A 14036-nucleotide genomic window follows, 5' to 3' on the forward strand; every position below is an offset into this window, starting at 1 on the left:
GATGAGAAAAATAACAATGGCCATAAGCCTTATCATAGGTTTTGGCTGCCAGCATCTGCATGCCCAGCAAAGCGTTAATTTCGGGGATTTTGCAAAACCGGTACCTTCCGTTTCCTCGCTGGCGACTTATACCAATGCACCGATTTCCAATGCCACGGGTTTACCGGATATCTCATTTCCACTGGTTAGCCTCCCTTCGTACAACAGTGCAGTAAGCCTCAGTGCAGGCCTGTCTTATAATCCAATGAACGTTTCGGATACCGAACCTTCATCCCAGGTAGGCCGTGGCTGGTCCCTGTTTGCAGGAGGAGTGATCTCCAGGACTATTGAAAACGACATTGATGAGTTGTACGACAATACGGCTTCGAATGAATATTATAAGAACAGCTTCGATGATGTTTATTACTATAACCTGCCGGGTATTTCCGGGAAGTTTAAGTTTGTAAGGGATACACAGAATAATACCTTCAGGCTGGTAAACCTTACCGCCAACAAGGTGAAGATCGAATATACCCGCACCGGCAATACCGCCACCCTTATCCTCGATTCATTCACCATTACGGATAACAAAGGGATCCGGTATATCTTTAACGATTACAGCAGGAACAACCAGGAGCGGAATACGTATATCGGAACCGGAAAAGTTTACCGGTCCGCATTCTTTTTAACCCAGATCCGGGATCCTGGTAATGTGGAACTGGCTAATTTCACCTACCAGAAAGATGTGAAATATAAAAACACAGGTATTGTTTCTTATGAAACCTGTAAGCTGAAAACCATTGCCGCTCCCGGATTCGGAACTATAGAATTCGAGTACAGCTATGATGCCGGTCTGGAAAATGCCATGGCAGACCCGTACCAGCTGCAGAAAGTTCTGCTGAAAGACCTGTACGGCCACCCCGTTTCCGGATATTCGTTTGACTATCAGGTAATGGGTTATTCCAGGATACTTGGCGGGCTTAAAAAACTGAACCGGAACAATGCCGTTTCCGAAACTACCCGTTTTGAATACGGGTATGCCGCACACAATGCCCCGCCGGTCGTTTCAGGGACAGATCCGGATGCCCTATGCCCGGGACTGTATGCAGGATTCCCGGTTATCGGTGAAAGGGAGATCCTGAAAAGGGTCATAGGTCCTTCCGGAGGCGCCACTGAATATAATTTTGAACAGAACCTTAAATATAAGGACAGGTCGGATCCCGGCTATGTCAAAGAGATCCTCAGCGGAAATACGTTCTCGGATCCGGAAGTTCAGTACATCAATCAGTTCTGGGGAGTGGATTACGATACCCATCAGTCCAATAATACCAACTACACCTTTACCATCACCGGAAATCCGGGGAGTACGAAAAAGGTATTGGTTACCTTCATTGCGGAAGAACTCTATACCGATAGCCAGGTCTGGGATCCTACCATTCCTTATTCCATGGGATACACTATTAAATCAGGCGGAACCGTGGTAGGAGGAAATCCATGCCAGTCACCAAGCTCCAGCGGTGAGTATTATACGTCGCAATATGACCTGCTTCCCGGAACCTATCAGTTGCAGGTAGGCGGATCCGGCGGGAAAGGAGGTGTGTATTTCAATGAGATTGCCCATATTCCGCAGCCTTTTAAAAACACCACCCGGGGAATCGGGGTACGGATACAGAGCATCAAATACTATAACAGCACTGCCGATCAGGCTCCCGCCAGGACAACGAGATTTGAGTACAACAGCTTTACAGATCCTGATACTTCTTCAGGATATGACGTTATCCCGGATACGGAAGATCCTAATGCATCCAGCTATATCGTTTATAAAAACGTAAAGGTAAGTGATGCTGATGACGGTAAGGGCTATGTAAAGTACTATTATAAAATCCCTGAGGATTTCCCCAAACAGTCCTATACGCAGGATGGCTGGACCGGAGCATTCTGGCCGTACTATAATATGATCAGCTCCGGGCTCCAGTATAAAAAAGAGGTCTACAATGCACAGAATGCCCTTCAGGTCTCGGATGAGACCGATTATCAGTTCGACAATGTTCCGGGCAGCGAAAATTTTCAGGGCAGCAATTACAGCAAAATGGGCTGGACAAAGAAGCTGGTGAGCACCTCTAAAAATTATTTTGATAACGGACAATCCGTAACCGAATCCTCGGAAACCTATTTCAGCCCTTTTAATTTTGAAGTGGCCAGGACCAGCAGGACTACAGGCGGAAATACCCTGGAGCAGTTCTTCACCTATCCCGAAAGCGGTTACAGCAGCCTCTCCGGGGCCAATATCATCAGCACGCCGGTAATCGTAGAAAGCAAAACGGATGGAGAAATTACCTCCAGGACAGAAACCAGGTTCGATAATGCCGGGTCCGTCCTCCCTACGGCAATTAAAGTGAGCGCAATTGGCGGGAATTCTTCCAAAACCAGCACCATCAGCCTCTATGATAATAAAGGGAACGTCAATGAGTTCACTTCACCGGCAGGCCTCGTAACCGCTGTGGTCTACGGCTACAGCCAGACCAGGCCGATTGCCCGGGTGGAAGGTGCCCGTTACAGCGATGTGGCACCGTATGTCCAGTCCATTATAGATGCCTCCAATGCCGATGCTGCGGACCCTTCCGCGGAACCGGCACTGCTTACCGCCCTGGACAACTTCAGGAAAACCGATGCGCTCAAAAACTTCCGGATCACCACCTATACCTATGACCCGCTGATCGGTGCCACTACAGTAACACCGCCCGCAGGCATCCGGGAGGTCTACAGTTACGATGCGGAGGGCAGGCTGCAGAAAGTGGTGGACATGAACGGGGCCACGCTTAAAGAATACCAGTACAACTATAAAAACTGAGAACGATGAAAAAATTATTATCCCTTCATATACTGCTGCTGGGAGCCGTCACCGCCCAGGCACAGACCAGCCTTAGCACAGCGGAAAATTATGTGTATGAAAAAAACTGCTTAACCCAGGACTGTACCCGCAAAACAGAATCCGTACAGTATTTCGATGGTCTGGGCAGGCTTAAACAGACCATTGCCGTAAAGGCAACCCCTTCTGGGAAGGACATTGCCGTCCCGGTGGAATATGACAGTTACGGGAGACAGCTGAAAAGCTACCTGCCGGTGCCGCAGCCCGCTACGGGAAACGGCGCGATCGTCACTTCGCCCCTTTCCAATGCTTCCGCCCAGTATGGGAACGAAAAGATCTATGCTGAAAAAGTGCCTGAAGCTTCGCCGCTGGACAGGATCCAGAAACAGATCCAGCCGGGCAATGACTGGGCCTCGCATCCCGCCCTTTTTTCCTATGCTGCCAATACGGCATCGGAAGTGAAGCAGTATGCAGTGCAGTCTGCCTGGTCGGAAGGCAGGACCGCCGGCACCCTTTCCCTTTCCGGGACTTATCCTGCCGGAACCCTTTATAAATCCGCCGTTACGGATGAAGACGGAAATACGGCCGTGGAATTTAAAAACACGAAAGGCCAGACCATACTCACCAGGAAAGCCGCCGGAAGCCAGAATGCCGACACCTATTATATATATGATAAGTACGGCCATCTCGCTTATACCCTCCCTCCGCTGGCCTCCGCATCAGGCCAGGTGGACCAGGCTACGCTGGATAACCTCTGCTACCAGTACCGGTATGATGAATGGAGCCGCCTGGTGGAAAAGAAAATCCCGGGAAAAGGCTGGGAATATATGGTCTACGATAAGGCAGACCGGCTTATCTTTACGCAGGATGCTGAAATGCGTAAGAACAATAAATGGCTGATCAGCAAATATGACCCGTTCGGGCGTATCGCTTATACCGGAATCATTCCCGGTGACAGCCGGGTAAGCATGCAGGGCCAGGCAGGAGGCGGGGTCATTACAGAGACCCGGGATAACGGCAGCTCTTTTACCCGCAACGGAATGCAGATCTATTATACCAATACTCTTTTCTACCAGATAGAAACTGTACTGAGCGTCAATTATTATGATGCTTACCCTTCCTACAGCTTCAATCCTGCCTTTCCTTCTTCCATTATGGGCCAGGCTGTGCTTTCGGATAACTCTACAGGCAATACGGCAAGCACCAAAGGGCTGGTGGTGATGAGCATGGTTAAAAATATCGAGGATGATAACTGGACCAGGAACTACCTCTGGTACGACCTGAAAGGAAATATGATCGGAAGCCACTCGATCAATCACCTCGGCGGATATACCAGGACCGGGTCCCGGCTTGATTTCTCAGGGGTTCCCCAGCAGACTTCAGTATACCACGTCCGGAAAGCGGGAGAGAGCGGTGTCACCATCAACCAGCGGTATGTATACGATGATGCCAACCGCCTGCTTCAGCATTACCACCAGGTAGACAGCAGGCCCGAGGAACTGCTGACTGAAAATACCTACAACGAGCTTTCCCAGCTGACCGGGAAGAAAGTCGGCAACAGCCTTCAAAGCATCGATTATGACTACAACATCCGCGGCTGGCTGAGCGGTGTCAATAAAAACCAGATGGGAACAGCCGATTTGGGAGGAAGGTTATTTTCCTATCAGATAAAGTACAACCAGAAGGACGGAATAACCAATCCTGATCCGGCACAGTTCTCAGGAAAGAATGTAACCCCGAGATACAACGGCAGCATTGCTGAAGTGGACTGGAGGGCGGTAGAAACGGCAGGTGTAAACCCTCCGCTGGCCCCGAAAAGGTACGGGTATGCCTATGATACGCTCAACAGGCTTACCGCAGGCTATTACCAGAACCCGGATAACCCATACAGCAAAGAAAGCACGGAGTCTTTATCATATGATCTCAACGGGAATATCACCGGCCTGTACAGGACTTCCGTAATGGAATACGGCAGCAATACCGCTACCGTTATTGATAACCTGAACTACACCTATACCGGTAACCAGGCAACCGGTATTAACGATGCTTCCCAGAACTTTGCCGGCTATGAAGGCGGTGGAAATACCATTACCTATGATTCAAACGGCAATATGCTGTCTATGCCGGATAAAGGGATCAGCGCCATCAGATATAATTTCCTGAACCTCCCGGTGTACCTGAACGTGAATAAGTTTGGCAACGAAGACGTGACCATCAACACGAAATACAGCGCAGACGGAACAAAGCTAAGAAAAGAAAATACAACGGTCAGTACAGGCTTTAAAGGCAGCACAACCATTGTAAAGAGTACAGATTACCTGGATGGGTTCCAGTATTTTTCTTCCCGTAACTTTACGCTTCCGGATGGCGGTTTTGAACTGATGTCTGACAGGGCAATGCAACCTCAGACATTTTCCGTTGCAGAAAGAAAAGCCCCGATGCCTTCAAAAACTGCAGACCTGCAGTTTTTCCCTACCGCGGAAGGATTTTACGATTATCAGAAAGATCAGTATATTTACCAGCACAGAGACCATTTAGGCAATGTAAGGGTTTCTTACGGAAAAAACAGCTCAGGTGTTTTGGAAATTCTGGATAACAATGATTACTACCCCTTCGGGCTGAATCATTTAAAATCCGGGACGGCATTTTTTGGGCAGGGAAGCTATAAGAGCTATAAGTATAACAGCAAGGAGCTTCAGGAAACCGGGATGTACAGCTACGGCTGGCGGGAATATATGCCGGATATCGGAAGATGGAACGGAATAGACCAGTTGGCGGAGAAATATTTATCTACCGGTACCTATGCTTATGTAGCAAATAATCCTGTTTCCAATGCAGATGTTGACGGAAGGTGGTTTAATGACGATGGCAGTATCGATACATCAGGAACTGCGAATGGTTTTGTTAGGACCAGATCATATACGCAGTCTTATCTGGGACAGTATCCAGGACAAGGCGGAGGTGGTGGCGGTTACACATTTACTGGAAATGCTGCTGCTTCCATGTTCGATTACTTTGCCAATGGAGGAGATATTAATGGTATTTCTTTTAACAAAGGATGGGCAACATGGTCTACATTAGATAATTCAAATAACTTCATGTATAATGATTATGATAGTATGCTGACCGGTTTTACAGGAGGAGTAACTTTGCACAGGGCCAAAGTTAGCAACGATACATCATGGGATGCTTACAAGAATTGGGCAGATTATGGATCAGGAACAATTGGAACTTTATTTAAAGCTGTAGCTGATAAACGTACTGATTTATACAATAATGGATATTGGATTGATAATTTAGGACAAATGAGAAGTACCGCTTATGCAGGAAGAGCAGTTGATTCTCAGATTGGATTAAGAAGTACATATCTGAGAAATACAAAAATGTTTGCAAAATATTCCAAAAGAGCAGGATATGTAGGCTACGCAATTAATGCTGCACAAATTGGCTATGGGGTTTATGAAGATAATGGTAAATTTGGTAAGAATGCACAAGTTGCTTCTGCAGAAGCAGTTACAGGAATTATTGTATCAGCTGGAGTAGGATCTGGAGCAACTTGGCTTACTGGTGCTATAGCTGGCGCTTTAGGTGGTTCTGTAGCCCCGGGTGTTGGTACTGTAATAGGATTTATAGCTGGAGCAGTTGCAGGCTATTACGCTGGAAATTATGCAGGTGAATTAGTTGAAAATACTTATAAATAAATAAAAAATTATGTCAGATATTGTTTTCAAAAAAAATAAATTAAAGTATTTATTTCTTCTCATAGCGCTTTTAATAATATTGTTTTTTACAATATATTTCAGCATTAAATTCATTTCTAATCCTTCCAAATACATTTATGTACTAATGCCTAATGAATTAATTGTGATTATAGTAGGTATAATAGGAATTTTAGGCTCATTCTTTTTATCATATATTATGATAAAAAGTATTTTTAACAAAGAATTCTTCATAAGAATTAATCAACAAGGATTATTTTTAGGTATAATTCAATATTCTAATAGATTAATTAAATGGAATGATATTACGGAGATAAAGATCGTAAAAATAAATAATATTGAACATATATTGATCTACATAGGTAATATCGAATATTATAAAAGCAAAGAAAAAGGACTTCAAAAATATTTTTTTGTATCAAGAACTGAAAAATATGGGACACCATTTGTTATAAATACTAGCGCCTTATCTTCTAATGTAAATGAAATTACAAATATTATGATTGACAATTGGAAAAGGTTTAAAAATTTATATTGAATTTGATCAACATATAGATTTAATTGTAATAAATGATTGATTTTTAAACGTTTTGATAGCATGTAAATAAAATAAGGGTAGAGTAAAAATCTATCCTTTTACATTTTTAATGTGAAAAGTTAATACTAAATACTTGATTTTTCAAATGTATAAACAAGGAAGCTTTATTCCAGTACCTGGTGCTGGAACCGTTTTTGGAATTTTAGTCGGCGCTGGTGTTGGATATATTTATAGTGAAATCGCATCGCAATCTGTAGAAAATATGTATAAGTAATTATTATGAGAAATATAAGAAAAAACAATGTGAAATTAATAGCTATCATATTAGTTATGATATTAATATTGGGATTAGGGATCATAGCTATAATAAATCCTGGTAAATATGTTAGTTTTATTTATAGAAATTCAGTAATCATATTTATAATTGGTATTATAAGTATCATTGTATCATCTTATTGTATTTATGAATTTGGCAGGAAATTAATTAAAAAAGATGCTGTATTAACTATCAATAACAAAGGAATTAATGATGGTGTAAATATATTGGATTATCCTTTTATTCATTGGAAGAATATCCTAAATATCGAAGAATGTAATATAAACAATATCCCTCATTTAAAAGTATTCATTGATAATCCTCAGCAGTATATAAACCAAAAAGTAGGATTTAAAAAATGGATCTTGAAATTAAATTTGAAAAAACATCATACACCAATACTATTAAATGCTATTTATTTAGCCTGTTCATTTGAAAATTATAAAAAAAATGTCATAGAAGACTATAAAAAATATAAGCTTATCGACAAAGATTCAATATTATGATTTTGAAATGATCTAGTTTATTGGGTCATGTACCAGAAGTAGTGATGAAAAATTATTTGTTTTTAGTGCTATATTTTCAAATGTATTGAATAAGATTAATAATACAAGAGTAGGATATATACCTGCTCTTGTTTACTTTAGCCTCAAAAAACATAGCCAAATGATTGAGAATCATTACTCGTGTATGAGATTTAATGATAGGTGATCTGCTGGTATTGTTATTCCTACAGTATTATAAAATATAATCTAACACCTTTTTGAGATTGTAGATAATAATGATTACTACCCTTTCTGGCTGAATCATTTAAAATCCGGGACGGCATTTTTTGGGCAGGGAAGCTATAAGAGCTATAAGTACAACGGGAAGGGAGCTTCAGGAAACCGGGATGTACAGCTATGGCTGGAGGGACTATATGCCGGATATCGGAAGATGGAACGGAATAGATCAGTTAGCCGAGAGTTACCTGTCTACCGGTACTTACGCTTATGTAGCAAATAATCCTGTTTCCAATGCAGATGTTGACGGCAGGTGGTTTAATGACGATGGCAGTATTGATGTATCAGGAACTGCGAATGGTTTTGTTAGGACCAGATCATATACGCAGTCTTATCTGGGACAGTATCCAGGACAAGGCGGAGGCGGTGGTGGTATATCTTCGTCTAATGAAGATGTAATAAGTTTCTTACAAGACTATTTTGTTAATAATGGAACTGTTAATTCATTATTTTCATTAATGGATCAATTAAAAGGAGCTGGATTTAAAGACTCGTTAAATACTAAAGCCAATTTTGAAGATTGGCAGAAATTAGTTGAAAATGTGCCTGCTCTTAATGAAATGTATTCAAAAATTACTGGTGTAGAATTTAATTTAAATACAAATCTTCATTCTCCTGGTAGAGCCGATTATTATAAAATTGGAATTAACACCAATAGAATATCAAATATTTTAGAATATGCATTTACAATCGGTCATGAAATGACTCATTCTTTTACAGATATAAATTTTAAAAATATTTTTTTTGAACTTATACCTTATAGATATGGCCAATATATGAGAGATAATGCATATACCTTTTTCAAAGAAGCTGTTGGTGTAGGATGGGAAATCAATTATGGGCAAACAAGATATGGAAGTCTAAATGCTTTGCAAGCGGTTCGAAAGTATTATATTCACATCGATGAAAGAGCTATATATGATATAGAGCCATATTTTAATACACTGATGAGAGAGTGGAATAGAGTTTATAAACAAAAAAAATAATATAAAATGATAACTAAAATTTTGATTTTTTTAAATTTAATTGTGTTTTGTTATTTTAATTCACAATTAAAAATGGAATGTAATATTAATTTTATAGATAAAAAAGCAACAGTTATACTATTAAATACAACTAATAATAATGTAGTTATTCCAATAGATAAACATTCCCTTCGGCCTTATTTCAATGACATTTGTCTGGACCTTAGTCAATATCAATTTGATTATCCTGTTTTGGGCCCTAGTATACTAATACATAAAAATGATAGCATTCTAGAATCTTCATCATCTGGTGATATTGGTAATGATTTAGCAATTATCGAGAATGAATCAAAAAAAAGAAAAGCAAATATTAATAAATATGAGAATGACATAAGATTATGGCAAAAATTGCATCACATAAAGTCTTTTGAAGAAGCTAAGATAAACTATTATGTCTATAATAATCTGATGTTTTTAAAACCTAAAGAAAAAATAGTTTTGGAATTTTATTTCGATTTAAATAACATTACAAAAGAGAAATACATGAATTATTTTTATAGATTAGAATCTGGTCAAAACTATTCATTAAATATTTCACTTAAAATTAATGAATGTATTTATAATTATCTTACGGGCTATCAAAAGAGTAAACTCAAGAAGTATAAATTATTTTATGGAACTATTGTTAGCAATAAAATAGAATTAAAATAAGTATGAATATTTATGCTTAAATGTTTGATTTTAAAATACATTAAACAAAAAATAATAAAACAAGAGTAGGGTATATACCTGCTCTTGTTTATTTTAGCTTTAAAATATAGCCAAATGATTGTGAATCATTCCTCGTGGATCAAATTGATGATATTTGGACTAGCAGATACTGTTAATGTTGCAGTGTAAGCTAATCTAATTGTGAGATTATAGATGTCAATGATTATTACCCCTTCGGGCTGAATCATTTAAAATCCGGGACGGCATTTTTTGGGCAGGGAAGCTATAAGAGCTATAAGTACAACGGGAAGGAGCTTCAGGAAACCGGAATGTACAGCTACGGCTGGAGGGAGATATGCCGGATATCGGAAGATGGAACGGGATAGACCAGTTGGCGGAGAAATATTTATCTACCGGTACCTACACTTATGTTGCAAACAATCCTGTTTCCAATGCAGATGTTGACGGCAGGTGGTTTAATAATGATGGCAGTATTGATGTATCAGGAACTGCCAACGGTTTTGTTAGGACAAGGTCGTATGCACAGTCTTATCTGGGACAAAATTCTCAACAAGGTGGCGGATCTGCTGAAGTGATCGCCAAGATGGTAGCCCTGGGCGGTGATTGGTACAATACAGGATATGGTTTTGCAGGTACGGCAAAGATTGGTCTCGCTTATGACGGAAGTTATACAAGTTTAAATACAGACTTGGATGATTATTTCAATATTCCTACGGTTTATCTTACAGGAAAAAGTTCAGGTTGGGGAAATCAGATACAAAGCCATTTCAATTCCTTTATTAATAAATGGAATAAACCAGGTGGTGTTTATGGTGCTATACAAGGATTAACTTCTTATCTTGCCAATTCGATAGACGGCTTTATTGGAACTACGAACGAAGAGTTCCCTCAGATTACAGATCCGGGAGGTCTGGCCAGAACGGATTTTGATGCCAGTACTTGGGATAAGTTCAGACCGGGAGATAAAACCTTTATTTTAGATAAGGGAAGCTTTATACAACCCGCTAGCTTACCCGGAGGTAATGGTTTTGGAGATAGAGATAATGCCTTTGCTGAGGGAGTTAAAAATTTATTAGATGTTATAGGATTATTTAATAAAAAAGAAATTGATACTGTATATTTTCGAAACTATACCTTTGATAAAGATGGAATAAAAGACACTTTATATCAAACACCAATAAAAAAAGGAGAAACTTGGGAGTCAGCATATAATAGGGTTTATAAAATGGCAGATTCAATAAAAACATCAAAATATTAACAATTTAAAAATGAATAAACACATTTTAGTCTATCTTTTGTTTTTTTTAATTTTTTCGTGTAAAAAAGAAAAATCAAAAGATTATGAAGAACTAAGTTCAGCAGAATATTTTTCAATTCCAACTAACTTAAATAATTTAACTAGCCTGAAAAAATATAAAATAAATGATTCAATATACGCAATAAGAGGTAGATTTAATATTTATGAAATAACAGGACAAGTTAAAAAAAATGGAATAAGAACAGGTTGGTGGGAAGCGAAGAATTATAAAAACAAAATATTAGTAGCAAGATTAGAATATAAATTGATTGAAAACAAAGAGTTTGTTAATCAATATGTTTTATTTAAAAGTGGAAAAATAGACACATTGAAAAGTAAGTTTTATAGTTTGGGCAAAGATCATAAATCTCTAAAATATAGGTTTTATATGCCTTATCAGCCCAAAAAATTACGCTCTGAAGGAAATTTAAACTATAGATATTCTTTTCAAGGTAAGGAACATAAGCATTTAAAGATCAGATGTATAAAAAATGGAAATATTTATTATTGTGAAATTCCTATATCTTTAGATAATATTAATACATTAACTATTTTAGGTAATTTTTGGGAAATGGTTCAATTAGAAAATGGAGATATAGTAGAAAATAACATTTATGTAGAAGATACTTTGAAGTAGTAACACAAATCTTTCAGCTGGCAGGTTGCTGAGATTGACTGGAAGATCGGTCATGTATCAAAATTAGTAATATGCGGATCTGGTCATGTATCAGAGTTAGTGATAGAGAGTTTATTTGTATTTAAACATTTGATTTTTAAAATGCATTAAGCAAGAATAAAAAAACAAGAGTAGGATATTCACCTGCTCTTGTTTATTTTAACCTTAAAAAACATAGCCAAATGATTAAGAATCATTCTTCATGTATCAGATTATTGATATGCGAATATAATCGACAATTCTTGCTTTAAGGTAAAATAAATTGGGACCAAATAATCAATAAGAAGTAGGTGGTAACCTTTAGATCGTAGATTACCAGTAAGACCTGAAATTCTGTCTCACTACTGTTTAATAACCATGGGAATATGAACAGAAGGTTATTCGGATATGAGGCCATTTATCAGCATCCTGTCGGAACAGAAGCAGAGTATAATGGATACACATAATGCCTTTGCAGAAGGAGTTAAAAATTTATTAGATGTAGTAGGTTTATTGCAGAAGAAACCTGATCGCTTATTCTGTATCTGAAACTTGGACTTACAATAAAGATGGTTCATCTAGAAAGTTAAATACTGGCAAATATATCAAGAATATAGATACACTAGGCTTTATGAGATTTATGAATGAAGTTGATAAACAAAGAGAAATCAAAAAGTTAAATTTAAAATAATGAAAAACATATTTATGTTAATTACAGGAATATTTATAATAAGTTCTTGTACTAAAGAAAAAAATAAGATCGATAGAATATTAAAAAAAGAAAATTTTACATCGACTGAATATTTTTCTATTCCAACTGATTATAAAAAGTGGAAAAATTATGATGAAATTATTATAAATGATTCTTTAAAAAAAATTAGTGGAGATTTTAATCAATATAGAATTGAAGGATTTATAAATAATGAAAACAAAAAAATAAATTGGTGGATAATTAAAAATAAAGCTGACAAGAATGCAGATAACGCCAGAATTGAGTATAGAATTATTGATGGTAAAGAATATGTGAATCAATATATTTCTTTTAATTCAAAAGGCGATTATATAACTAATAGTATGTTTTATTCTAAAGAAAATTTAAACATACCAAATTTTGTACGTTATAAATTTTTTACGCCAAGTGAAAAAGCAAAAATAAATAGTTTAGCAAAATTTTCTCTTTATTATCTTTATGATGGTAAAGAGATAAAATCAGAAGATTTAAAGTGTCAAAAAAAAGATAACTATTATTATGTAGATTTAAATACTCCCAAAAAGCAAAATATTGTTATTAAAGGTTTGTTTGAAGAAGGCTATCAATATACTAACGGAGAAATGGGTGTTAATAATATTTACATATTAGATACTTTAAAATAAATTGGCCATATTCGAGTTAGTTATACAGACGTATTTGTAGTTAAGTATTTAATTTTCAAAGTATATTAAGTAATAAAGAATTAAAAACAATATATCTATGAAAAATAAAACAATAATTAAATTAGAGAAAAAGATTCTCTTCATGATCACTATTTTATTAATGTTTAGTTGTAGAAAGCAAGAAACAACACCACTAAATGTGCTAAACTTAACTAATTTAAATGATTATCAAGTTACAAAAGTAAATATTAATGATTCTATTACTAAAGTTACAGGGATAAATAAAAACTATCTAATAAAAGGTAATATAAATACTTACGATAATTCTAAAGAAGGATGGTGGAAAATAAAAAATAGAATGAATGAAGATGAATACGATATAGAATATATTAATATTGATAAAGAGATTGAAAATCAGATTAAAATTTACACAAATAATAATCTTAATATTGATGCTAGTAAGTTTTATACAATTTCTTCTGATAAGGATCAATGCAATATTAAAATCCATTTTCAAAAATCAAATTTTGAGACCACAGATATTGAATTTTCTTACACAGTATCAGATACAGTTCAAAGGAAGATAATAAAAGAGGGTGTTTTAAAACTTAAACAGGATAAAGATTTTTATTCATGCAATATTCCTATAAATAAAAATGAAAGTGTTATTGGAATAGTAACTAGAACATCTAATTTAAAACAAAAAGAAGGTGTTATACTTACAGTTGATAGAATGTTTATAAAATCTAATTTATAAATAAAATCTAGTGATCTTGACTACGTTCATGTATCAAAGTTAATGGTAATACT

Annotated in this window: 11 protein-coding genes; all 11 read left to right on the plus strand. The window is 37.0% G+C overall.

Translation table 11 applies throughout. The features are described 5' to 3' along the window. Position 1: 1 nt before the first annotated feature. Positions 2-2830, plus strand: a complete 2829-nt coding sequence (locus CGB83_RS17035; protein ID WP_157761444.1) for an RHS repeat domain-containing protein — start codon at positions 2-4, stop codon at positions 2828-2830. Positions 2831-2835: 5 nt separating this feature from the next. After that, complete coding sequence (locus CGB83_RS17040) at positions 2836-6549, plus strand: DUF6443 domain-containing protein (RefSeq protein ID WP_100076894.1); 3714 nt, start codon at positions 2836-2838, stop codon at positions 6547-6549. Positions 6550-6559: 10 nt separating this feature from the next. Then, the gene (locus tag CGB83_RS17045; RefSeq protein WP_100076895.1) at positions 6560-7105 is read left to right on the plus strand and encodes an STM3941 family protein; all 546 of its coding nucleotides are present in this window, start codon (positions 6560-6562) and stop codon (positions 7103-7105) included. Positions 7106-7250: 145 nt separating this feature from the next. Next, positions 7251-7379 carry a hypothetical protein gene (locus CGB83_RS20600; protein WP_257790657.1) on the plus strand — a complete coding sequence of 43 codons (129 nt, stop codon included), beginning with the start codon at positions 7251-7253 and terminating at the stop codon, positions 7377-7379. Between the two features lie 5 nt (positions 7380-7384). After that, positions 7385-7927 carry an STM3941 family protein gene (locus tag CGB83_RS17050; protein ID WP_100076896.1) on the plus strand — a complete coding sequence of 181 codons (543 nt, stop codon included), beginning with the start codon at positions 7385-7387 and terminating at the stop codon, positions 7925-7927. Between the two features lie 326 nt (positions 7928-8253). After that, a complete protein-coding gene (locus CGB83_RS17055; RefSeq protein ID WP_100076897.1) occupies positions 8254-9189 on the plus strand; it encodes an RHS repeat-associated core domain-containing protein in 936 nt (311 codons plus the stop codon). Between the two features lie 6 nt (positions 9190-9195). After that, a complete protein-coding gene (locus CGB83_RS17060) occupies positions 9196-9879 on the plus strand; it encodes a hypothetical protein (RefSeq protein WP_157761445.1) in 684 nt (227 codons plus the stop codon). A gap of 355 nt (positions 9880-10234) precedes the next feature. Continuing rightward, positions 10235-11158: a hypothetical protein gene (locus tag CGB83_RS17065; RefSeq protein ID WP_100076899.1), complete on the plus strand. Its 924-nt coding sequence runs from the start codon at positions 10235-10237 to the stop codon at positions 11156-11158. A gap of 10 nt (positions 11159-11168) precedes the next feature. Then, positions 11169-11834: a hypothetical protein gene (locus CGB83_RS17070; protein WP_100076900.1), complete on the plus strand. Its 666-nt coding sequence runs from the start codon at positions 11169-11171 to the stop codon at positions 11832-11834. Between the two features lie 708 nt (positions 11835-12542). After that, on the plus strand, positions 12543-13226 hold the full coding sequence (locus tag CGB83_RS17075; protein ID WP_100076901.1) for a hypothetical protein: 684 nt from the start codon (positions 12543-12545) through the stop codon (positions 13224-13226). Between the two features lie 97 nt (positions 13227-13323). After that, positions 13324-13983 carry a hypothetical protein gene (locus CGB83_RS17080; protein ID WP_100076902.1) on the plus strand — a complete coding sequence of 220 codons (660 nt, stop codon included), beginning with the start codon at positions 13324-13326 and terminating at the stop codon, positions 13981-13983. The last annotated feature ends 53 nt before the right edge of the window (positions 13984-14036 follow it).

It is taken from the genome of Chryseobacterium camelliae (assembly GCF_002770595.1).
Lineage (GTDB): Bacteria > Bacteroidota > Bacteroidia > Flavobacteriales > Weeksellaceae > Chryseobacterium > Chryseobacterium camelliae.